This is a genomic window from Paramagnetospirillum sp. (assembly GCF_058402745.1).
Window position 1 is genome coordinate 199,294 of record NZ_JBZVFI010000019.1, and the last position, 24,074, is coordinate 223,367.

13 protein-coding genes are annotated in these 24,074 nt (G+C 67.8%); 7 read left to right on the plus strand and 6 right to left on the minus strand.

Features of this window, described 5'->3' with window-relative positions; all coding sequences use genetic code 11:
* Positions 1-4: 4 nt before the first annotated feature.
* From ACV4UZ_RS20375 to ACV4UZ_RS20395, 5 genes are read right to left on the minus strand one after another with little or no spacing between them, the layout of a single operon-like run.
* The gene (locus tag ACV4UZ_RS20375) at positions 5-247 is read right to left on the minus strand and encodes a lipoyl domain-containing protein (protein ID WP_491602617.1); all 243 of its coding nucleotides are present in this window, start codon (positions 245-247) and stop codon (positions 5-7) included.
* The gene (locus ACV4UZ_RS20380; protein ID WP_491602618.1) at positions 247-2,214 is read right to left on the minus strand and encodes an alpha-ketoacid dehydrogenase subunit alpha/beta; all 1,968 of its coding nucleotides are present in this window, start codon (positions 2,212-2,214) and stop codon (positions 247-249) included. The genes ACV4UZ_RS20375 and ACV4UZ_RS20380 overlap by 1 nt, the downstream gene beginning before the upstream one ends.
* Positions 2,215-2,226: 12 nt before the next feature.
* Positions 2,227-3,273, minus strand: coding sequence for a patatin-like phospholipase family protein (locus ACV4UZ_RS20385; RefSeq protein WP_491602619.1), 1,047 nt, complete (start codon positions 3,271-3,273; stop codon positions 2,227-2,229).
* A 30-nt stretch (positions 3,274-3,303) separates the two neighbouring features.
* Positions 3,304-9,417 carry a type I polyketide synthase gene (locus tag ACV4UZ_RS20390; protein WP_491602620.1) on the minus strand — a complete coding sequence of 2,038 codons (6,114 nt, stop codon included), beginning with the start codon at positions 9,415-9,417 and terminating at the stop codon, positions 3,304-3,306.
* A gap of 30 nt (positions 9,418-9,447) precedes the next feature.
* Positions 9,448-9,687 carry a hypothetical protein gene (locus tag ACV4UZ_RS20395; RefSeq protein WP_491602621.1) on the minus strand — a complete coding sequence of 80 codons (240 nt, stop codon included), beginning with the start codon at positions 9,685-9,687 and terminating at the stop codon, positions 9,448-9,450.
* A gap of 445 nt (positions 9,688-10,132) precedes the next feature.
* Here ACV4UZ_RS20395 and ACV4UZ_RS20400 point away from each other — a divergent pair, with 445 nt between their 5' ends.
* Genes ACV4UZ_RS20400 through ACV4UZ_RS20425 form a run of 6 tightly spaced genes read left to right on the plus strand, consistent with a single transcriptional unit; the run spans position 10,133 to position 21,423 of the window.
* Complete coding sequence (locus ACV4UZ_RS20400; protein ID WP_491602622.1) at positions 10,133-16,411, plus strand: AAA family ATPase; 6,279 nt, start codon at positions 10,133-10,135, stop codon at positions 16,409-16,411.
* Positions 16,408-17,319: a response regulator gene (locus tag ACV4UZ_RS20405; RefSeq protein ID WP_491602623.1), complete on the plus strand. Its 912-nt coding sequence runs from the start codon at positions 16,408-16,410 to the stop codon at positions 17,317-17,319. The genes ACV4UZ_RS20400 and ACV4UZ_RS20405 overlap by 4 nt, the downstream gene beginning before the upstream one ends.
* A gap of 17 nt (positions 17,320-17,336) precedes the next feature.
* The gene (locus ACV4UZ_RS20410; protein WP_491602624.1) at positions 17,337-18,257 is read left to right on the plus strand and encodes a GGDEF domain-containing protein; all 921 of its coding nucleotides are present in this window, start codon (positions 17,337-17,339) and stop codon (positions 18,255-18,257) included.
* Between the two features lie 9 nt (positions 18,258-18,266).
* Positions 18,267-18,923: a trimeric intracellular cation channel family protein gene (locus tag ACV4UZ_RS20415; RefSeq protein WP_491602625.1), complete on the plus strand. Its 657-nt coding sequence runs from the start codon at positions 18,267-18,269 to the stop codon at positions 18,921-18,923.
* 32 nt (positions 18,924-18,955) lie between these two features.
* Complete coding sequence (locus tag ACV4UZ_RS20420) at positions 18,956-19,981, plus strand: NADH-quinone oxidoreductase subunit B family protein (RefSeq protein WP_491602626.1); 1,026 nt, start codon at positions 18,956-18,958, stop codon at positions 19,979-19,981.
* Positions 19,978-21,423, plus strand: a complete 1,446-nt coding sequence (locus ACV4UZ_RS20425) for a nickel-dependent hydrogenase large subunit (RefSeq protein WP_491602627.1) — start codon at positions 19,978-19,980, stop codon at positions 21,421-21,423. Before ACV4UZ_RS20420 ends, ACV4UZ_RS20425 begins: the two co-directional genes overlap by 4 nt.
* Before the next feature lie 272 nt (positions 21,424-21,695).
* Here the strand turns inward: ACV4UZ_RS20425 and ACV4UZ_RS20430 are convergent, their stop codons facing one another.
* Positions 21,696-22,691, minus strand: coding sequence for a helix-turn-helix domain-containing protein (locus tag ACV4UZ_RS20430; RefSeq protein ID WP_491602628.1), 996 nt, complete (start codon positions 22,689-22,691; stop codon positions 21,696-21,698).
* A gap of 398 nt (positions 22,692-23,089) precedes the next feature.
* Here ACV4UZ_RS20430 and ACV4UZ_RS20435 point away from each other — a divergent pair, with 398 nt between their 5' ends.
* The gene (locus tag ACV4UZ_RS20435) at positions 23,090-24,034 is read left to right on the plus strand and encodes a helix-turn-helix transcriptional regulator (RefSeq protein ID WP_491602629.1); all 945 of its coding nucleotides are present in this window, start codon (positions 23,090-23,092) and stop codon (positions 24,032-24,034) included.
* Positions 24,035-24,074 lie beyond the last annotated feature (40 nt).

Genomic DNA, 24,074 nt, shown 5'->3' on the forward strand with positions numbered 1-24,074 from the left:
GACTCTAGTCCTCGACCTCCACATCCGCCACCGGGGCGCCGACCGGGACCACGTCGCCCTCGGCCACCCACCAGCGCACCAGCCGCGCGGCGAAGGGGGCCTCCACCTCCTGGGCGACCTTCTCGGTTTCCAGCTCGTACAGGGGCTCGTCCAGGGCGAAATCCTCGCCCGGCTCCTTCAACAGGCGGGTAATGGACACCTTCTCCACATTGTAGCCGTAGGACGGAACGGCCAGAACCTTGATCATCACGGGGCTCCTGTCATGTCGCGGATTGCTTGCGCGACGGCTTGCGGCTGGGGCAGGTAGGACTCGCCGTACACCCCGGAAAATCCGATATGCACGTCCGGACGCCCCAGGATCAAGGGGGGAGCCTGCAGGCTTTTCCAGGTGACGGGATCGGCGCAGGCCTCGGCGACGATGGTCTGGCCGACGCCGCCGCTCACATTGTCCTCCTGGACCACCAGCAGCCGTCCGGTCCTGGCCACCGAGGCGAGGATCGCCCCCCGGTCCCAGGGAACCAGACTGCGCAGGTCGAACACCTCCACCGACGCCGCCGCCGCCTCGGGCCGGCGGAGCGCCTCCTGGACCACCCGCACGGTGTTGCCCCAGCACACCACGGTGAGGTCGTCGCCCTGGCGAAGCAGCGCCGCCGTTCCGAAGGCGATGGCGGGAATCTCGGCCGGCACCGGCTCCGAGACCTGGAACAGCCGCTTGGGCAGCAGGATGACCGTGGGGTCCTCGGCATGGGCCGCCGCCCAGAACAGCCCCACGGCGTCGGCGGGCGTGCTGGGCACCGCCACCCTGAGGCCGGGGACCTGAGTGAACGACGCCTCGCAGGCCTGGCTGTGCCACATGCCCGCCCCGGCCACGTAGCCGCCATAGGGGGCATAGATCACCGCCGGGCAGGTCCAGGCCCCGGCCGAGCGCCAGCGCAGCGTCGCCAGGTCGTTGACGATCTGGCTCATGGCCGGGCCGCAGAAATCCACGAACTGCATTTCCAGGAACGGGCGGATTCCGGCTCCGGCCAGTCCCGCCGCCACTCCGGCGATGGTCGCCTCGGCCAGCGGAGAATTGTGGACGCGGCCGGGAAAGCGGGTGGACAGCCCCCGGGTCAGGCCGAACACCCCCCCCTTGGGATCGTCCACGTCCTCGCCGAACAGCAGGGTGTCGGGCTGGTGCTCGAAGATGGCGGTCAGCGCCACGCCCACCGCACGGGACAGACTCCACCGTTTCTCGGCGTAATCCTCGGGCAGGCGGAACGGCGAAGGCCGGGAGACCGGCCCCAGGCGGTCGTCCAGCGCCGCCAGCGGCACCGGATCGGGTTCCTCCAGCACCTCCTGGAAGGTGGCGTAGACCTCATCGGCCAGACGCTGGCGCAGCGCCGTCACCTCGGCCTCGGGGGCGGCCCGGCCGGCGAAGGCGGCGACGGGATCCCTGTCCCACTTGGCGCGGATGGCCTCTTCCGGCAGATAGCCGCGCTGGTCGTCGAAGCTGGAATGCCCCTCCAGCCGGTCCAGCTCGCACCACAGGATGGCCGGTCCGCTTCCTCCGCGCACCCCGTCCATCACCCGCCGCGCCGCATGAAACAGCGCCTCGGGGTCGCGCCCGTCGGCCCGGGTCACCGGCACGCCGTCCAGCAGGCCGAGCGCCAGGGGATTGAGGCGGTCGGTGGGCGTGCTGATGCCGAATCCGTTGTCCTCGACCACGAACAGCACTGGTAGTTGACGTTCGACGGCGAAGGCCACCGCCTCGAAGAACTCGCCCTGGCGGCACGACGCCTCGCCGGTCAGGGCCACCGCCACGTGGGCCAGTCCCTGGCGCCGCATGGCCCAGGCGAAGCCGCAGGCCGGCAGCAGGTGGTGGGCGACGGGAGACAGCGCGCTCCACACGTTCCGGCCGGCATCGCCGAAATGCCCGGGCATCTGGCGGCCGTTGGCCAGCGACGCCGCCTTGCCCAGCAGCAGGCGCGCCAGTTCGCGCACCGGCGTGCCCAGCGCCAGCATCAGCGCCTTGTCGCGGTAATGGGGGAAGATCCGGTCGCCCGGCCCGATCAGCTGGGCCAGGGCCGCCAGGGATTCGTGCCCCACCGACGACACGTGGAACGGCGCCTTTCCCTGGCGGACGAGGATGGCTTCGCGCCGGTCGCACTCGCGACTGAGCAGCATGGCCTCGAGCGCCAGCCGTGGCTCGAACGCCACCTCGGACCCATCCATGCAAAGACCTCCCTAGGTAATGGTCCGGCCGAGATCGACACCGTACTCGGCGATGTGCTTCCTGGCCGTCTCGTAGCCCAGCTCGAACATCCGCTCCATGTTGGTGGTCGACCAGTCCAGGGCGGCGGGCAGCCAGTCGGGGGGAATGTCGAACTTGATCTTCACCAGTTCCACTTCCTTCTTGGGATGGGCGGCGTTCCATTCCTTCAGGTAGTAGTGCTCGAACAGCATCAGGTCCTTCCGGCAGACCTCGACCAGCGGCAGGATCATGGACTGGGAATAGGCCTGGAACAGGTTCTTGGGGCGCTGGATGTATTGCTGGTTGCCGAAGGCGTCCAGCACCACCAGGGTGCGGATATCCTCGTCGGTGCGTAAGAGGCCGCTGAAATTGTAGGTGTCGACCGCGCCGCCTTCCATGAAGTAGATGCCGTCCACCGTGGTGGCCTCATAGATGAAGGGATAGCCCAGCGAGGCGGCGAAGGTCTCGAAATTGATCTCGTTCTTGCCGTAGGTCACCACCTTCTGGTCGGCGACGGAATAGGCGTTGATGTAGACCTCTTCCTCGTAATCCTTGATCTTCGAGAAATCGATGAACTGCTCCAGCAGGGGCGCGTGCGAGCACATGCCGCTGGAGAAGAAGGTGGTGGTGCTGGGCGTGGTGATGGCCCAGATCAGCTGGATCAGGTCGCTGATCAGCTTCTTGCCCTTGGTCATGCCCAGCTGGTCCACGACCTTCTCGTAATAGGGCAGCTTGGTCAGCAGGTTGCGATAGGTCTCGGCGATGCGGCTGCCCTTGACGAACACCTTGTAGTTCACCGGGATGAACTTGAAGATGGAATCCGACACGCTGAGATTGATGGAATTGCGCAGGGATTCCTGCCGCGTCATGCCGTTGGCCGGCGCGGCGTAGAGCAGCGCCATGCAGCCGCCGCCGCCCGCCCCCGAGATCACGTCGAATTTCACGCCGGCTTCCTCGAACGCCAGCATGGCGCCCGTCATCAATGTGCAGTTGGGGGCGCCGCCGCCCAGAACCAAAGCCATCTTAGGCAAGTTTGCCATGCTCTTCCTCCTCGCGTTCACGACTTTCGGTCACGAAGCCGGCCGGGACAATTCCCGCGAAATAACCCTTTGTATGAAAGCCTCGTCCTCAATGATGGAGTAGTGCGTGCCTTCACGCATCAAAACCTGCAACTGCCTATTTGTAAAGCGTCCCCAGCCGAGGATATCCTCGCGCGAGACGAAGATGTCGCCGATGGCGACGAAGCAGGTGATGGGAACGTCCAGCGGCCGCCGTCGCCGGTATTCATAGGTGCTGGCCATCTCGAAATCGGCGCGCACCGCCGGCAGCATCAGGCGCCGCAGGTCGGGGTCCACCAGCAGATGCTCGCTGGCGGCGATGTCGAAGTGCCGCACGATCTCGGCGAAGATCGGCCCCGGCTGGCGATAGGGGGGCAGATCGGCGCGGTAGCCGGGCATGCGGGCCAGACGCCGCATCAGGCTGGTCTCGAACGAGCCGATGGACTTCAGGCGGTCCGGGGGCCGGGCACCCGAGCAGAACAGGTGCGAGGGCTTGAGTCCGGCCCGGTCCATCAGGCGGCAGGTGGTCTCGTAGAGGGTCAGGCTGCCCAGGCAATGGCCGAAGAAGGCGAAGGGCAGGTCGAGCTTGCCGCCCATCTCCTCCAGCAGCCGGTCCACCCAGCGGCCCAGGTCGTGCTCCGGCTCCTCGCCGATGCGGGTCAGGCGGCCGGGCGGCTCGATGGCGATCACCTCCACCGAGGAATCCATGGCCGCCCCCCAGCCCCGGAAGGTGGCCGACCCGCCGCCGGCGAAGGGGAAGCAGAACAGGCGGCTCCGCGGCCGTTCGGGCGAGACGATCCCCACCAGCCAGGAACCGCCGGCCACCGCCTCGACGGCTTGCCCTTCCCGCGGTACGGGGGCCGGCGCGCCGGCGGTGTCGGGCCACAGATCGTCGATCAGCTGGTCGATGCTGGGACCGCGGATCAGGTTGAAGGCGGGAATGCGCAGCCCGATGGCGGCTTCCACCCGGTTGATCAGGGTCACCGCCATCAGCGAGTCGAGCCCCACCTCGCGCAGCGGCCGGCTGGTCTCGATGGGCTCGGCGAGGCCCAGGGTGGAGGTCACCTGCCGCCGCAGGAAGGCCGACAGCGCCCCTCGCCGCCGGCCGGGATCGTCCGAGGTCAGGCTGGCGCGCAGATCCACGATGTCCGAGGCCAATCCGGCGGCGGCCCCGCCCTGGAAATGGGCGAACAGGGCCGGCGGCCGGGCGAACTGGCCCAGGAAGGACGGCCAGTCGATGGGGGCCACCGCCGCCTGCCCCACCCCGCCGTCGAACAGCCGGTCGAAGGCCTGTCCGCCCAGATCGGACGAGATGAAACGCAGGCCGCGCGCCTGCCATGCCGCCTGGGTCCGCTCGTCCAGCCCGCTGGCCATGCCGGCTTCCGCCCACGGCCCCCAGTTGACCACCAGGGCGGGCAGGCCGAGACGGCGGCGATGGGCGGCCAGGGCGTCGAGACAGGCGTTGGCGGCGGTGTAATTGGCCTGACCGGCCGAACCGAACAGGCTGAGCACCGAGGAGAACAGGACGAAATCCCCGGGGGCGGCGTCGCGGCTCATCTCGTGCAGCCACCACGCCCCGTCCAGCTTGGGCGCCAGGACGCGCCGGAACCGGGGCCAGTCCATGGACCCGACCATGGCGTCGTCCAGCGATCCGGCCGCGTGGTAGATGCCGCGCAGCGGCAGGCCCAGTTCGGACACCCGGCGCATCAGGCGGCGCACGTCGGCCTTGCTGCCCATGTCGGCCTTGACCACCAGCACCTTGGAGCCGACGGCCTCGATGGCCTGGACGATGGCGGCGGAATCGGGCGCCTTGCGGCCCTGGCGGCCGACCAGGACCAGCATTTCGGCCTTGCGGCGCCGCGCCAGCCATTCCGCCACCCGCCGGCCGATGGCTCCCAGGCCGCCGGTGACGATGTAGACTCCCCCCTCGGGCGGGGTGGAGGGCGGGACGACGCAAGCGGCCTCGGCCAGCCGCGCCACCAGCCGCGCGCCCCGGCGGAAGGCGAACTGGGGCTCGCCGTCGGGCCGCCGCAGCCTTGCCGCCACCAGCCGGGCCTCAGCTGGTCCGTCGCCGCCGGCCTCCAGGTCGATCAGCCCGCCCCACAGAAGCGGCATCTCCACGGCCAGGGAGCGGCCGAAGCCCCACAATCCGGCCTGCAGGACATCGGCCGCCGGATCGTCATCGGCCACGGCCGCCGCGTTGCGGGTCAGCAGCCACAGCCGCAGGCCGCCGGCGAAGCCTTCCCGCTCGGCGGCCATGGCCCGGGCCAGGATCAGGGCGCCGCCCAAGGCCCGCTGTTGGGCCGCCTCGTCGGAAGGGTCGGCCCCGGCGGCGTCGAGCCCGCCGAGATAGAGGATGCCGACCATGCCTCCTGCCGCCCGGACAGCGGCCGAGCGCAGCAATTCGGCCATGAGGTCCGACGATTGGGGAACATCGGCCGAGGCCACCTGCCCGCCCTCGGCCTCCAGGGCCGCCGCCAGGACCGCGCGTTCCTCGCCGCCACCCAGCAGCAGCCAGACGGCCGGGCCGGTCCCGGTCGCCGCCGACACGCCGGCATTCTCCCAGCGCAGTTCATGGAGCCAGCGCTCCTCCCGTCCACCCGCCGCCGGGCGGAACTGGTCGGCCGGCAACGGCTCCACCGTGACGCCGTCGAAGCCCAGAACCAGCTTGCCGTCCAGGTCGCGGGCCTCGATGTCGACGACGGTCCGGTCGGCATGGCCGTTGGGGGGACGCCGCTTCACATGGCACCACAGCTCGCGCGCCGGAGCGGACGCCATGCGGAAACGCTCGATGGCGACCGGCAGCGGCATGGCGGCGTCGGCGGGCGGCGGGCGGCTGAAATCGCCCAACGCGTCGATCACCGCCGGATAGAGATGCAGACAGGCGTCGAGCAGGGCCGGCGGCGGGCCGTCCTCGCCTCCGGACAGGGCCACGCCGTCGGGAAGGCGGATGCGGGCCAGGGCCTCGCCCTCGCCGCGCCACAGGCTTTCGATGCCCCGGAACGCCGCCCCATGGCCCAGCCCCAGGCTCTTCATGCCGGCGTAATAGGCCGAGGCCTTCACGGAGACGGCGCAGCGCCGCTGTATCCGCTTGGCGTCGAAGCCGTTGCGCCGGGCCGGTTCCGGCGGAGCCTGCCGGACGGTTCCCTCCATGTGGGTCCGCCAGGTTCCGTTCCCCTGGCTGGTCAGGGTGAAGCGGGCCTGGCCGCCGCCGTCGGGCTCCAGCAGCAGGCAGGTGGGGCGCTCCTCGTCGTCGGCCAGCACCAGGGCCTCGCCCTGGGTGAAGTCCACCACCTCCAACTCGGTCTCGCCCAGGCTGTGCCGCGCCGCTCCCAGGGCCGCCGCCAGACCGGCGGCGGCGGGCAGGACGATGGAATCGTGCACCCGGTGGTCGGCCAGCCAGGGCAGCCGGGCGCTGCCATAGACCGCCTCGAATTGCTGCACGGCCAAGGGTGACGGCCGGTGATGGCCCACCAGACCGGTGCCGGCGGCACGTACCGGGCGGCGCTCCTCCACCTCCTGCCAGAACCGCTCGTGCTGGAAGGGATAGACGGGCAAGGACAGCCGGCGGGGCTGGAACGGGCCGTTGAACCGCGCCCAGTTCACCGGCGGGCCGCGACGGTGCAGACCCGCCACGCATTCCATCAGCGAACGGCACTCGTCATCGCCCTTGCCGAGGGTGGTCAGCCAGCCATGGTCGCCGTCGGGCACGCCGTCGCGCGCCAGGGCGAGCAGGCCGCCGCCCGGCCCGATCTCCACGTATTCGGTAATGCCCATGGCATCCAGGGTGCGGACGGAATCGGCGAAGCGCACCGCCTCGCGGGCCTGACGGCACCAGTATTCGCCGGTGGGCGCCGCGTTCATCGACTGACCGGTCAGGGTGGATATCCAGGATATGCTTCCCGGCCGCGTTCCGCTCCCCTCGGCGGCCCGGGCCAGCCCGTCCAGGGCGGGGGCCATCAGGGCGGAATGGAAGGCGTGCGACACGGTCAGCCGCCGGGCGGCGATGCCGTCCCGTTCGAGGGCCGCCAGGATGCGTTCGACGTCGTCGGCCTCGCCCGAGATCACCGTGTTGCGCGGCCCGTTGACCGCCGCCACATCGACCGGCGCGTCCCCCAGGGCGGCCCGCAAAGTGGCTTCGTCTGCGAACACCGCCGCCATGGCGCCGCCTTGGGGCAGCGCCCCCATCAGGCGGCCACGCTCGCAGACCAGGCGGGCGGCCTGATCCAGCGACAGCGCCCCGGCCAAATGGGCGGCGGCGAACTCGCCGATGGAATGACCGGCCACCGCCATGGGCCGGATGCCCCAGGTTCCCAGGCAATCGGCCAGCGCCACCTGCACGGCGAACAGCGCCGGCTGGGTGTTCTCGGTCCGGTGGATGGCGTCTCCCTCCGCGAACAGGAGGTCCAGGACGGAACGGCCGAGATGGGGGGCCATGGCCGACGCCACCCGGTCCAGCGCCTCGCGGAAGGCCGGTTCGGACTGGTGGAGGGCGCGGCCCATGCCGGCGAATTGCGAGCCCTGGCCGCTGTAGAGGAAGGCGACGCGCCTGGGCGTGTCGGGGACCCGCCCGGCCGCCTCGGCCCGCCACGCCGCCAGTCTGGCCCGCAGGTCGGCCACGGACTCCACGGCAAGGGCGAGACGGTGGGCGAAATGCACCCGGCCCGCCGCCAGGGTGTGGCACATGTCCCCCAGATCCGGCGGCGGCCCGGCCTCCAGCATCCGCCGGTGGCGGGCCACCAGGGCGTCCAGCGCCGGGGCCGTCCGCGCCGACAGCAGGAAGAGATGGACCGGCCGATGGGGGCGGTCGGGCCGGGGCGCGGTGGCGGGAGCCTCCTCGACGGCGATGGCGGCGTTGGTGCCGCCCATGCCCAGGGCGTTGACCAGGGCGCGGCGCGGCTGCGCCTCGGGGCGCCAGGGCCGCTTGTCCGTATTGACGAGGAACGGCGAGGTCTCGAGCTTCATCAGGGGATTGGGGGTTTTGAAATTGACGTTGGGCGGCACCACGCCGTCCCTCAGCATCAGGGCCGTCTTGACCAGCGACACCAGCCCGGAGGCGTTTTCCGCGTGGCCGACATTGGGCTTGGCCGAGCCGATGGGGCAGGTCCCGGTTCCCGCCCCGGGAAAGGCGCGCTTCAGCGCCGACAATTCCTTGGGATCGCCCACCGAGGTGCCGGTTCCGTGGCATTCCACGTAACCGATGGTGGCCGGCGCGAATCCCGCCTGGGCCAGGGCCCGGGTCATCACCTCGGCCTGGGCCTCGACGCTGGTCACGGTGTAGCTGGTCTTGCGGCCGCCGTCGTTGTTGACGCCCGAGCCCCGGATGACGGCGTAGATGTTGTCGCCGTCGTCGATGGCCCGGCCCAGATCCTTCATCAGCACCGCCACCACGCCGGAACTGAACGCCGTCCCGCCGGCCTCGGCGTCGAAGGTGCGGATATGGCCGTCGGGCGAGAAGATGGAGCCCTTGACCGCCAGATAGCCGGCCCGGTTGGGAACCCGGACAGTGGCCGCCGCCGCCAGCGCCATGGTGCAGTCGCCGTCGCGGATGGCCTTGGCGGCCAGATCGACCATCACCAGCGAGGTGGAGCACGCCGCCTGCACGTTCAGGCTGGGACCGCTCAGGTCCAGCTTGAAGGAAATTCGGGTGGAGGCGTAATCCTTGTCGTTGCCGAAATGCAGCAGGCTGGCCGTCCCGCCGTAATGGGCGTCGGGATGGTCGGCCAGGGCGTTCATCATGTAATTGGTCACCACCGTGCCGGTGGTGGCGTAGACCGCCACGGGACCATGCCCCCGACCCGGGGGATAGCCGGCATCCTCGAAAGCCTCCCAGGACACCTCCAGCAGATGGCGCTGCTGCGGGTCGATCAGCCGGGCCTCGACGGGCGCGTAGCCGAAAAATCCCGCGTCGAAGCCGTCGTAACCGTCCAGGACGTAGCCGGCCTTGACGTATTGGGGATCACGGATCTGTTCGGGCGGCACGCCCTCGGCCAGCAATTCGGCGTCGGAAAACCGGGTGAGCGATTCCTTGCCGTCGCAAAGATTCGTCCAGAATTGCCGCCAGTCGGACGCGCCGGGCAACCGGCACGCAATTCCGATGATGGCGATACCCCCCGGCTGCGCCACTGAACCGCCCTTCCCTGCCTGTCTCGAGCGTTACCAGTCGTCGCCGTCGTCGGAACCATCCTGGGCGTCGCCACTGTCGGCGAACTCGGCGAGGCGCTCCAGGGTGCGTTCCATGAAGTCCTGCATGGCGGCCAGATAGTCGATCCAGATCTCGACCATCAGCATGGCCATCCGCAGTTGGAAGCCCACCATGCGCTGTCCGGGATTGCCGCCGCCCATGGCCAGGAGCAACGGCAGCATCTGCATGAACGAGCCCATCTGGTACGGCATCTCGCGACCGGCTCCGCCGCCGCTCCGCCGTTCCCGCCGCGCACCGCGATCCCTATTGTTACGGGAATTATCCGAACCACGATCCCGCTCAGAGCGGGCATCCGCCGACCTGTCATCATCTCGCATATTGACGTCCCGCCTTCATAGCTTCGATTAAGGAGCCATCGGCAGGGATTACGCCTTATTACGAGCCGAGGCAAACGATTTTCAGGGACACCTCGACCTATGTCCTAAAATGGCGATCCGGTCTGGAGGCATTCGATACCCCGTCGTTTCGACAAGATTCAATTTATGGAAATAGGCGGTTGAAAGCGTAACCCGGCTCAGTAAGATTGCAAACGGTCTGTTTCCCGACAGTCGGCGTGACCGGAACACAAATCAAGGTGCCCGTGGGTTGAGCACATCCAATGTGAAACCACTATTGGCTACAATGGAGCGGGCGGAGGTGCTCTGCCGCGACCGCGACCGGGTGCTGTGGCGTGCCGAGAGCGCGTCACTCGGCCGGGCCCTGGTTCTGGTTCCAGCCGATGACGAGCCCACGCCCCGCGTCCTGGCCCGCTTCCGCCATGAATTCGGACTGAAGGACCGGCTGGAGGCCGACTGGGCGGTGATGCCGACCGTTCTGGTGGAACGCGGCGGCTCGGTGGAGATGCTGCTGGACGATCCCGGGGGACTTTCCCTGGACGCCCTCATCGGGAACGGCCGGACTCCGGCCGGCGGCGGGCTGGGTGTCGGGGAGTTCCTGCCCCTGGCGCTGCGGATCGCCGTCTCGCTCTCGCGGCTCCACGGCCGCAGCATCGTGCACAAGGACATCCGGCCGGCCAACATCCTGGTGCTGCCGGATGACCAGCCGGCCCGCTTCACCGGCTTCGGCATCGCCTCGCTGCTGCCGCGCCATCACATCGCGCTCGACCCCATCGAGACCATCGAGGGAAATCTGGTCTACATGGCGCCGGAACAGACCGGCCGGATGAACCGGTCGGTGGATTGCCGCAGCGACCTGTATTCCCTGGGCATCGTGTTCTACGAGATGCTGGCCGGCCAGCCGCCCTTCACGTCCGAAGACCCGGTCGAGCTGGTGCATTTCCACGTGGCGCGCCGCCCGCCGCCGCTGTCGGCGGTGCGGGGCGACATTCCCGGTCCGGTCGCCGAAATCGTCATGAAGCTGCTGGCCAAGCCGGCGGAGGAACGCTATCAGACCGCCCGGGGCCTGGTGTCCGATCTCGAGCATTGCCTCGCGGCATGGCGACGGGACGAGGCGGTGGGGCCGTTCCGCCTGGCGACCAACGACACGCCGGACCGCCTGATCATCCCGGAAAAACTTTACGGGCGCGGCAACGAGCTGCACCGCCTGCAGCTGGCGGCCGAGCGGGTGACGGTGCGGGGGCACGTCAACATCGTCCTGGTCACCGGCTATTCGGGCATCGGCAAATCGGCCCTGGTCGGCGAACTGCACAAGTCCCTGATCCAGCCGAGAGCGCTGTTCGCCTCGGGCAAGTTCGACCAGTACAAGCGCCACATCCCCTATGCCACCTGGGCCCAGGCCTTCCAGGGAACCATCCGTCAGATTCTCGGCCAGGGCGACGCGCAGCTGGATGAGTGGCGCCGCTCGATCCAGGACGCGGTGGGCCAGAACGGCCGCCTGATCACCGACCTGATTCCGGAACTCACCCTGCTGATCGGCGAGCAGCCCCCGGTGTCGGACCTGCCGCCCAACGAGGCCCAGGTCCGTTTCTTCGCCACCTTCCGCCGTTTTCTCGGCACCTGGGCGACCGCCGAGCATCCGCTGGTCCTGTTCCTCGACGATCTCCAGTGGATCGATCCGGGCAGCCTGAAGCTGTTCGAGTATCTGGCCACCCATCCCGAACTCAGCCATCTGCTGCTGATCTGCTCGTACCGCGACAACGAGGTGGGGGCCGCGCACCCCCTGGCGCTGGCGCTGGACTCCATCCGGTCGCGCATCGAACTCGAGGAAATCCTGCTGCAGCCGCTGTCCATCGACCACCTCTCCCAGATGGTGGCCGAGACGCTGTACTGCCCCCAGAGCAAGGCCCTCCCGCTGGCCGAGGTCATCGGCGACAAGACGGCGGGCAATCCCTTCTTCACCATCCAGTTCATGCAGGGACTGTTCGAGGACGGCCTGCTCGCCCCCGGCCCCGCCGGCTGGCAGTGGGACATGGAACAGATCGCCGGCAAGACGTTCACCGACAACGTCATCGACCTGATGGTCGGCAAGCTGCGCCGCCTGCCCGAAAACGCCCAGAACGTGATGCGAACCCTGGCCTGCCTGGGCAACACGGTGGCGGTCAGGACGCTGCAGATCGTGTACGGCGCCGCCAGCGCCCCCCTGGACACGGAGCTGGACGAGGCGCTGCGGGCCTCCTATCTGGTGCGGCGGAACGACAGCATCCGCTTCACCCACGACCGCATTCAGGAAGCCGCCTACTTCCTGCTGCCGGCCGAGGACCGCCCGGCGGAGCATCTGCGCATCGGCCGCAAGCTGGTCGCCAGCCTCGATGGGGACGAGATCGAGGACGAGATCTTCGACGTCGTGAACCATTTCAACATCGGCGCCGAGCTGGTGGACGATTCCGAGGAGCGGCGGCAAATCCGCCTGATGAACGTGCGGGCCGGCGAGAAGGCGAAGGCGTCGGCGGCCTACGCCACCGCCCGCACCTTCTTCGTCCAGGCCATGGACTTGCTGCCCCCGTCGGCATGGGAAGACGATTACCGCGGGACGTTCCGTCTGGTTTTGGAACGAACCACCTGCGAGCTCCTGCTCGGCAATTTCCAGCAGGTCGACGAGCTTTTCCCCCTCATCCTCGCCCAGGCCCGCAGCAATGCCGACCGGGCGCGGGCCTATCGCCTGCTCATCCTGCGCAACCAGGTCGCCGGCCGCTATGGCGAGGCGGTCGAGGTCGCCCTGACGGCGCTGCGCCTGTTCGGGCTGACCTGCCCCACCACCCCGGCCGACATCGAGGCGGCGGTGGAGCGCGCGCGGCAGGATTCCACCGTCAACCTCAAGGGCCGGGACATCAGCCAGCTGATCGACGCGCCGGCCATGACCGATCCCGACGCGCTGGGCATGCTGGGCATCCTGGCCGATGCCATGCCCTGCGCCTGGATCGCCAGGCCCGACCTCTATGCCTGGCTGGCGCTGAACGCGCTCAACGTGACCCTGCTGCTCGGCAATGACGGGGATTCCTGCGCCGTCTACATGGGCTACGCCATCGTCCTGGTCAGCAAGTACGACGCCATCGACGAATCCATCCAATACGCCAACGTGGCGCTGAAGCTGCAGGAGGCCCTGTCGCGCCCCGACCTCAGGGGCCGCATCCTGGTTCGGGCCGGCGTGTTCATCAACAGCCGCCGCAACCCCATGCGCACCAGCATCGACATCCTGCGGGAAGGCTTCGTCGAGTGCCAGGCGGCCGGCGACTATTCCTACGCGGTCTACGGCGCCCTGGAGATGTCCTGGCTGACCTTCGAATGCGGCGCCCCCCTGGAGGAGATCGCCGCGGCGGCCATGACCTATTCGGCCTTCGCGCAGCAAAGCCGCAACAACGGCCTGCTTCACACCCTGCGCGCCCAGCAGGCCTTCACCGCCTGTCTGGCCGGGGACGCCGACCTGCCCGCCTTCATGGAGCGGGGCGCCGAATCCCTGGCGGCGCTGACCGCCGCCAAGTTCGGCACCGGCATCGCCTATTTCCACCTGATGGGCCAGTTGGCCGCCATGCTCTACGGCGATTACCCGCGGGCGCTGGAGCAGAGCCGGCTGGTTTCCCCCTACCTGAAGAGCATCACCGGCTGGGTGGCCGAGACCAGCTACCACATGCTGGCCGCCCTCACCCTGACGGTGCTGGGGCTCCCGGAGGATCCGGCCGAGGCCGCCGAGTGGCGGGCCGAACTGGCCGGCCATGTGGATCTGCTGGCCAGGCGGACCGCCAACTGCCCCGAGAATTACGGCTGCCGCCATTCCCTGGCCCTGGCCGAGATCGCCCGCGTGGACGGCGACGAGCTGGAGGCGGAGCGCCGGTACGAGGACGCCATCCGACTGGCGCAGGAAAACGACACCCTCCATGTGGAGGCCCTCGCCTACGAGCTGGCCTCGCGGTTCTACCGCGGGCGCGACCGGCAGCTGATCGCCGACACCTATCTGCGCAAGGCCCGCGACTGCTACGCCCGCTGGGGCGCCATGGGGAAGGTCCGGCAGATGGAAGCCGCCCATCCCCAGCTGATCGACAAATCCGTCCGGCCGGGCGCCGGCGGCGCGCCGCACAGCCAGTTCCAGAGCCTGGACGCCATCAGCGTCGTCAAGGCGTCGCAGGCGGTTTCCGGCGAGATCGCCCTCAACCGGCTGGTGGAGACGCTGCTGCGCATCGCGGTGGAAAACGCCGGGGCGGGGCGGGGCGTGCTGGTGGTCGATCTGAGCGGCACACCCACCGTGGTGGCCGACGCCCGTATCGACGACGGGGCGGTGGTGGTGGTCTCGCTGCGCAGCGAGCCGATTCCCAAGGTCCTGCCCATGAAGGTGCTGAACTACGTTCAGCGGGCCTGGAAGGGCGTCCTGCTGGACGACGCGCCGCTCGACAGCGATTTCGGCGCCGACGAATACATCCAGAAGAACAATATCCGCTCGATCATGTGCCTGCCCATGGTCAAGCAGTCCAAGCTGATCGGCCTGCTGTACCTGGAGAACAGCCAGGTTTCCCACGTCTTCACCGCGGCCCGCGTCGCGGTGCTGGAACTGCTGGCGTCCCAGGCGGCCATCTCGCTGGAAAACTCGCTGCTGTACGAGGATCTCGAACGGCACAGGGACGACCTGGAGCGCACCGTCGCCCAGCGTACCGCCGAGCTGTCCGAGAAGAAGGAACAGCTGGACAAGATCCTGGCCGAGCAGGACATCATCCTGGAGAACGCCTCCCTCGGCATCGTCGTCGTCCAGCCGTCGCCCGACGGCCGCCGGCTGATCCGGCGCGCCAACCGCGCCATCGAGCGCCTGTTCGGCTACAACCCGGACGAAATGCTGGGAATGGACACCCGCGACGTCTGGGGCAACGACGACGAGTTCCACAATGTGGGCGAGGCCTACAGGCTGCTGGCCGCCGGCCAGACCTACAGCGGCGAGCACGTCATCCGGCGCTGGAATGGCGAGAAGGGATTCTGCAAGCTGGTCGGCACCGCCATCGATCCCACCGACCTCGCCAAGGGAACGGTCTGGCTGGTGGAGGACATCACCGACCGCCACACCGCCGAGGTCGCCCTCAAGGCCGCCAAGCAGATGGCCGAGGAGATGGCCGACGCCTTCCGCTACAAGAGCGATCAGGTCTCGGCGCTGCTGGACAATTCCGGCCAGGGCTTCCTGTCGTTCCAGCGCGACCTGCGGGTCAAGCCGGAATTCAGCCATCCCTGCCTGGCGTTCTTCGGCGGCTCCCCCGCCGGCAAGCCCATCGACGAGTTGCTGTTCTCGGGCGACGAGCACGCGCGTGACACGCTGAAGGCCTGCATCGAGGAGGCCCTGGACGAGAAGGACGTCTCGCGCGCCGAGCTCTACCTGTCCCTGCTGCCGGAAGAGATCACCATCGGTTCGCGAATCCTCAAGGCCGAGTTCAAGCCGCTGGACCAGGCGATCATGGTGGTGCTCACCGACATCACCAGCGAGAAGGCCCTGGCGGCCCAGGTGGCGCGTGAACGCACCCACCTCGAGATGATCGTGTCGGCCGTCACCTACGGCAACGACTTCTTCGACGCCATCGCCGAGTTCACCAGCTTCGTCCAGGACGGCCCCGGCATGTGGCGGGGCCGCGACCGGACGGTGCTGTACCGGATGATCCATACGTTCAAGGGGACCTTCAACCAGCTGGGCTTCCACCATCTGCCGGCCGCCCTGCACGACGTGGAATCCTCGCTTCAGCGCCTGGGCACCTGGGCAGACGGGGCCGACGCCGCCACCATGGTGTTCTCCCGCGACTGGCAGGCCATCCTCGCCGCCGACCTGGAAACCGTCCGCAGCGCGCTGGGCGACGACTTCATGGCGCGGCGCGGCGTGGTCACCGTCACCCCCGAACAGGCCAAGCGCTTCGAACGCTTCGCCCGCGGCCTGCTCGACGAGGCCGAGGTGCCCGACGTCCTCGAGGAAATCGCCGCCATCCGCACCGTCTCGCTGCGTCAGGCCATCGCCGATTTCGACAAGATGATCCACCAGATCTCGGCCCGCCTGGAAAAGGAAGTGGCGCCGCTGGTGGTCGAAGGGGACGACGTCCGCATCGACCCCGAGGTGTTCGGACCGTTCCTGCGCTCGCTCGGCCACGTCTTCCGCAACGCCATCGACCACGGTATCGAGGACCCGGATTCCCGGCTGTCCACCGGCAAGAGCGAGGTGGGCACCATCACCTGCGCCATCCGCAGGGCCGATGGCGCCCTTCGCATCGACATCGCCGACGACGGCAACGGCATCGACGTGGACACCCTGCGCCGCCGCGCCGCCGAACTGACCGCCGCCGACGTCAGCGGCTGGGATCTCGCCGATCTGGTCTTCGCCGACGGCGTCAGCGTGCGCACCGAGGCCACCGAGCTTTCCGGCCGCGGTGTCGGCATGACCGCCGTCAAGGCCAGCGTCGAGGAACTGGGCGGCAGCATCCGCATCGATTCCCGGCCCGGCCACGGCACCCTCTTCCAGTTCCACATCCCCTTCCCGCCGCAGGTGGAGGGACGTGCCCAATGACCTTCTGCAAATTGAAGTTTCCGCCGACCATGGCGGCGGTGCTGACGCGCAGCCGGGACTACCTCCAAGAGGAGATCGGCCTCAAGGTCTCCAGAGCGAAGCCGCGCATCGGAAACGTCGATACGTTACAATTACGCGATATGACCGCCGTGGTCTGCACCGGTGGGCCGGTGAAGCTGATCATCGCCTTCAGCTTCCAGCGTCCCCTGCTGGAACATGTCCGTGAAGTCCTCACCGCCTCGCTGAACGTGCCGGAGGAAGAGCGCGAACTGTTCCTGCGCGAAACCGCGGCCGAGATCGTCAACGTCATACTCGGCCACGCCACGGCCGACCTCGCCGAGGACGGCAACGAGATGGAACTGTCGCCACCCACCATGCTCGACGAGGAAAAGAACATTCTTCGTCCCAAAAAGGCGACTTTCACCGCGATCGAAATGGCAACCAACCATGGTATTCTCGACATAAACTTCATCGGACCATCGGAGTTATTCGATCACAAGTTGAATATTCTCGACGAGAAAGATGCTCAGGGGGGGGATATGCATCCATTGAAGGTCCTGATTGTCGACGATTCCCTGCTGACCGTCCGCACACTGACCGGCATGCTGACGGAACTCGGACACCTCGTGGTCCAGACGGCCGGTACCGGAGCCCTGGCGCTGGAGGCCTATCGGCAGGCCAAGCCCGACCTGGTCACCATGGACATCACCATGCCCGACATGGACGGTATCGAGGCAACCGGCGGCATCCTCAAGGAATTTCCCGATGCCAACATCATCATGGTGACCTCGCACGGTCAGCAGGGTATGGTCATGAAGGCGGTGAAGGCGGGGGCCAAGGGCTATGTGCTCAAGCCCATCAAGGCCGACAAGCTGCGCGAGATGATCGCGCGGGTCTTCAAGATCTGACCGGTCAGGGAATACGGATGGCGACGGCGTCTCGGCGGGTACATACGGCAAGAAACGCCCGCAATGATGGCAGCTTCGACGTCATCCCGTTCCCCATTTACGTGGTCGATACCCAGACCCTCGAACTGGTCAGCGTCAACCAGGCCATGCGGCGCAAGACCGGGGCCGAAGCCGGGCAAACCTGTCACCGCGCCATCTACGACCAGCCGTCACCCTGCCATTTCTGCAAGATCGCGGCCCTGACCGAGGCGGCGGCCGGCGCCCCCGCCGCCATGGTGTTCGAGCATTTCAACGACCGCGACGATTGCTGGTACCAGTTGAACGAGACCCTGATCGACTGGTTCGACGGGCGCCGGGTGAAGCATTCCATCGCCGTGAACATCGGCGCCCTCAAGGATGCCCAGAACGAACTGTCCGAGGCCTATGCCCTGCTCGCCCTGAAGAGCGTCGAACTGGAAAAGGCATCCATCACCGATTCCCTGACCGGCCTGTTCAACCGCCGCCGCCTCGACGAGGCCTTCGCCCATGAACTCGACCGTGCCCAGCGCTACGGCAAGCCGGTCTCGCTGATCATCAGCGACGTGGACCACTTCAAGACCATCAACGATACCCACGGCCACCAGACCGGCGACGAGGTCCTGCGGACCATTGCCGGATTGCTGCGCACCGGCGTGCGGGCGGTGGACATCGTCGGACGCTGGGGCGGCGAGGAATTCCTGGTCATCTGCCCCGACACCGACCTGGACGGCGCCCAGGCCCTGGCCGAGAAACTGCGCGCCTCCTTCGCCGCCGAACCCTTCCCCGCCATCGGCGGCACCTCGTCGTCATTCGGCGTCGCACAGTACCGGGAGGGGGAATCCTTCAAGGACACGGTGGCCCGCGCCGACACGGCCCTCTACCGAGCCAAGATCAACGGCCGCAACCGCGTCGAGTCCTGAGGCGCCACCATGCTGATCGGCCAGTTCACCCTGCCCCTCGCCTTCGATCTGGCCGCCACCTTCCTGTTCGCGCTCACCGGGGCGCTGACCGCCATGCGCAAGGGGTACGACTTCGTCGGCGTGTTCTTCCTGGCCCTGGTCACCGGCATCGGCGGCGGCCTGCTGCGCGACGGGGTCTTCCTGCAGCAGGTCCCGGCGGTGCTGGGCTCCCATTACCTGCTGGCGGTGGTGGTGGCCACGGTGATCGGCCTGCTGTTCGGCCAGAGCCTCAACCGCCTGTCCCTGGTCTTCCTGCTGGTGGATGCGGTGGGATTGGGGCTCTACACCGTCTTCGGGGCGCAGAAGGCGTTGAATGCCGGGCTGGGCTGGGTTCCCGCCCTGCTGATCGGCGTGATCAACGCGGTGGGCGGCGGCGTGCTGCGCGACATGATGAGCCGCGAGGACCCGCTGATCTTCCGCCCCGGCGAGTTCTACGCCGCCGCCGCCCTGGCCGGCGGCGCGGTCTTCCTCGCCCTGGCCCTGGGATTGGGGCTGGCGGCCCAGCCCGCCGCCTGGGCCGGCATCGCGATGACCGTGCTGATGCGGGTGGCGTCGGTGCGCTTCGGCTGGCGCACCCCGGCGGCCCGCGCCCTGATCGGCCGCAAGGACCCGCCGGGAGAGGCTTGAACCTGCCTCCCCCTAGCCACTAATGTGGCGACATGGTCGTACACCCCTCCCCCTCGGGCACCTTCAACCTCCTGTGGCTGCAGGCCGCCAGTTGCGGCGGCTGCACCATGTCCGCCCTGGCCGCCGACGATTCCGGAATGCTGCGCGCCCTCGAGCGGTTCGGCATACGCATGCTGTGGCACCCGTCCCTGTCCGAGGAATGCGGTGCCGAGGCGCTGGCCATCCTGGAGGATTGCGCCTCGGGGCGGACCCGCCTGGACTGCCTGTGTGTCGAGGGATCGGTGCTGATCGGACCCGGCGGCAGTGGACGGTTCCAGATGCTGTCGGGCAGCGGCAAGCCCATGAAGGACTGGATCGCCCGGCTGGCCGCCAAGGCCCGCCATGTGGTGGCGGTGGGCAGTTGCGCGGCCTTCGGCGGCGTGCCGGCCGCCGGCCACAATCCCACCGACGCGCGCGGCCTGCATTACTCCGGCTGGGACATGGGCGGCGCCCTGGGCAAGGGCTTCCGCTCCGCCGCCGGCCTGCCGGTGGTCAACATCGCCGGCTGCGCCCCCCATCCCGGCTGGGTGGTCGAGACCCTGGCCGCCCTGGCGCTGGGCGAGGTGACGCCCGAGCACCTGGATGCCCTGGGGCGGCCGCGCGCCTATGCCGATCATCTGGCCCATCACGGCTGCGGCCGCAACGAGTTCTACGAGTTCAAGGCCAGCGCGGCGCGGCCCTCGGATCGCGGCTGCCTGATGGAAAATCTGGGCTGCCGCGCCACCCAGGCGCCCGGCGACTGCAACATCCGCCGCTGGAACGGCTACGGCTCGTGCACCGATGGCGGCTATGCCTGCATCAACTGCACGTCGCCGGCTTTCGAAACGCCGTCCGGCCCCTTCCAGGAGACCCCCAAGGTGGCGGGCATCCCGGTCGGCCTGCCGGTGGACATGCCCAAGGCGTGGTTCGTGGCCCTGGCGGCGCTGTCCAAATCGGCGACGCCCCAGCGGGTGCGCACCAACGCCCATGCCGACCACGTCATCGTCCCCCCCGCCCGCCGGCCTCCGAAGGTGCCATGAGCAATCCCCCCGCCCGCCTGATCGTCGGCCCGTTCAACCGGGTGGAAGGCGACCTCGAGGTGACCCTCGACATCGCCGACGGCGTGGTCGCCGAGGCCCGCGTCAACGCCCCCCTCTATCGCGGCTTCGAACAGATCCTGCACGGCCGCCCCGCCGCCGATGCCCTGGTGATCGCCCCCAGGATCTGCGGCATCTGCTCGGTGTCGCAATCGGTGGCCGCCGCCCGCGCCCTGGGCGGGCTGCAACGCTCCGAAGTCCCGGCCAACGGCACCCTGGCCGCCAACCTGATCCTGGCCTGCGAGAACGCCGCCGATCACCTGACCCACTTCATGCTGTTCTTCGCCCCCGATCTGGCGCGGGAATGCTATGCCGCACGCCCGTGGTTCGCGGCGGCGCGCCAGCGGTTCGCGGCGGGAGAAGGCGAATGCGGCCGCGCCCTGCTGCCCGCCCGCGCCCGCTTCCTGCACCTGATGGGGCTGCTGGCCGGCAAGTGGCCCCATTCCCTGGCCCTGCAGCCCGGCGGCGTCACCAAGGCCGTCGACCCGGGCGAAAAGATCCGCCTGCTGTCCATCGTCGCCGAGTTCCGCGAGGCGCTGGAAACCCATCTGTTCGCCGACAGCCTGGAAGCCATCGCGGCCCTGGACGGCATCGGCGCGCTGGAGGCGTGGGCCGATGCCGCGCCCCCCGAGCGAGGCGACTTTCGCCTGTTCCTGCACATCGCCCGCGACCTGGCTTTCACCGCGCTGGGCCACGGCCCCGGCCGCTTCGTCTCGTCGGGCAGCTTCGGCCTGTTCGCCCCGGGCGTCTGGACAAAGGGCGCCCTGACGGCGTTCGACCCCGCCCAGGTGACCGAGGATCACGCCCATAGCTGGATGGAGGGCGGAATCCTCGCCCCCGTCTCCGGCCAGACCCTCCCTTCCCCCGACAAGCCCGGAGCCTATACCTGGTGCAAGGCCCCGCGCCTGGAGGGACAAGTGGCCGAAGTGGGCGCCCTGGCCCGCCAGGTGGTGGACGGCCACCCCCTGGCCCGCGCCCTGGCCCAGGCCCGCCCCACAGGCTCGGTCCACGACCGGGTGGTGGCGAGACTGCTGGAACTGGCCCGCCTGATTCCCGCCATGGAAGGCTGGATTCGCGCCATCCGCCCCGGCGAGCCGTTCTGCGCCCCGCCCGCCCCGCCGGCCGATGGCGCTTCGGTGGGACTGGTCGAGGCGGCCCGCGGCACGCTGGGCCACTGGCTGGGCCTGCAGGGCGGCAGAATCACCGGCTACCAGATCGTCGCCCCCACCACCTGGAACTTCTCGCCCCGCGACGCCCAGGGCAATCCCGGCGCCCTGGAGACGGCCCTGGCCGGAACCCCGGTCCTGCCCGGCGAAACCACCCCGGTGGCCGTCCAGCACGTGGTCCGCTCCTTCGATCCTTGCATGGTCTGCACGGTGCATTGACGGTAACTTACTGATTTTGTTGAATGAAATTGTAAACGTCCAAAACTTACCCAAAACTCGTCCAATAAGCGGGCGTTAGCCCAGGCGAATTTCGATCCATTCTGACCCGCGAACATCGCGGTAGAGCGCCGTCATGTCGGGGGATTTGTGCCCCAGCAGCGTCTACACCAAGCGGCCACCGACTGATCATCGCCACCCAGAACCCGGCATACCAATCCGCGTTGCGAGTGGATCTCAACATTATCTTGCGCCCCCCTCGGCGGGCATTCACATCACCCGCCGGAGACAAAATGGCGGGAAGTCATGGTTCTGCGGTATTCCGCCGGCGGGATGCCGAATTGTCGGCTGAAGGCAGCCGTGAACGAGGCGACATGGGCATAGCCGGCGCGGTAGGAGATCTCCTTCACGGCAAGTTCTCCTGCCGCAAGCAGGCGTGATGCCTCCTCCAGGCGGCGTTCCACCACCCATTCCATCAGCGTGCGGCCGGTCGAGGCCCGGAATGTGCGGGCCAGCTGTCGTTGAGACAGGCCGACGGCAGCTGCCAGCGTCTCCAAAGGCGGCAGCCGTCCCAGGTCCGAACGGAGCATGTCGCAGACCCCCCGCACCTTGGCGTTGGCCTTGTCGGAGTGCCGCCGGTCGCGGTCGCGCCCGTCCTCCATCTTGCTCAACACCCCGGCCAGCATGTTGAACATCTGCCCCTGCAGGTAGAGCCGAGACAGGTCGCCGCCATAGGGGCTGGAGTGGATCAGGTCGGGGATGGCGCGCATCAAGGCCGAGGCATGGACGGTGCCAATGGCGCTGCCCCCCTTTCCGCTCAGGAACGAATCGACCTGCCGCGGCCGGCCGATCCCCGCCAAGGTGCGGCTTAGATAGTCGTGGGAAAAGCCGAGCAGGAGCGTCCGGTAGGCACCGGGTACATAGTGGTACTCGGCATCAAACATGGCATCGTTGACCCAGTTCAATCCGTAGCGGGTCTCATCCTCCATGATCCGGCCGGTGTCACGCAGCGAGACCCCCATCTGGCCACCCCGTGGAATATGGATCGCCAGACTGGGCTCACCCACGGGAAAAACAATATTCAGCGTAACGGGTTGGCGGATGATCCGGCGCCCGGTGATGATGGCGCAACCTTCGGTGACCCAGGTGAATCCCTTCTCCTCCCGCCCCACGGAATCGGGAAGGTCGCCGTTGACCGTAACTTCAGTATCGTAGGAATTCAGGCCGTTAGGACAAGCCCAACTCTGATGGACTCCAGGAGGAGTGGCCATGCTACCAGCCCCTTCCCGCCATCATTGCCACTCCGTCTCTTGCTCGTGATTGATCCATCACCTCACATCCCCGGCCGAGAGGGCGGCAGGAATAATCCCGACACAACGGATGAATGTCAAAGTGACGTCGCATTACCTTCAAAGGTTGCTCTGCAATATAACATAATATATATATTGCTCGGCCTCTATAGCGCAAAAGCGCATTGTGTATAAATGTAGGATACGCACTATAATTCCAACCAAAATCGATGGCAATGCTTGCCTCTGTCCCTTTTTGCCCCACCGGGCGGAGGGGAAACTTGATTCCGTTCGTAATGATTGATCGCTAAACTATGCCAGATCCTGCCCCGCCCTTTCGCTTCGAATGGTCAACGATACGAGGATTCGGCAGCGCCCATTTGGCCGAGGGCGGCGAACAGGTTCTTTTGCCTTCCGAGATCGGCACCGAAAGCATGGTTGCCCGACCAATAGGAGAAGGTGTCGGCTTTTTTGATCACGGCTTCCGCCTGAACCAGTCGCTGAGTATCACGGGAACCAAGCTTGCGGAGCAGGGCATGCTGGTCATCCGCACCGGCCTTACCCGCGATGCCCTTTGCCGGCGCGATGGCCTCGGGTCCTTCACTGAATCGGCGGGACAGTACAGCCTGCATCTGTTTTGCGAGGTGGGAAGCACCTGCACGGTGACCTACGGCGCCGGCGAGCCGTCCATCGGTCTGGCTCCGATCATCACTGAGGACCGGCTGCGCCATATGCTGACAGGCTTCAAGGTCCCCAGGCTGATCGAGCGGTTCATCGAGGGCCGTGGCACGGATATGATCGCCCAGCCGCGCAATTCGCCCGCCATGCGCAGGCTGGTCGAGGATATCCGTTCGGCTCCTTATCAGGGAGCCATGCTGGAATTCTACCTTCAGGGCAAACTGTTCGAGATGCTGGCCATCGCGTTCTCGGATATGGATGACACGCCGCAACCGCGCCGCCCGGTCATTGGCGCCGAACGGGCCAAGGTCGCCATGGCCTGCCAGTTGCTTCAGCGCGATCTGTCCCATCCGCCGTCCCAGGAAGCTCTGGCCGCCGAGATCGGCATGGCGCCCAGGCGATTGGCAACCGCGTTCCGCGACGTCATGGGCGTCTCCATGGTCGAATGGATTCTCGATCGCAAGCTCGACGAAGCCTGTCGGCTCCTTATGGAGGGCGACATGGCCATCAAGCAGATCGCCTTCCGGCTGGGTTACAGCCATGTGGGCAATTTCACCGCCGCCTTCAGCCGCCGTTTCGGCCTGCCGCCGGCCAACTATCGCAAGGCGAACGTTATGACGCACGTCATGGCGTGCAAATCCTCCTAAATCCGCTGCATCCGCGCATAAAGCGGGGCTGTATACCCTG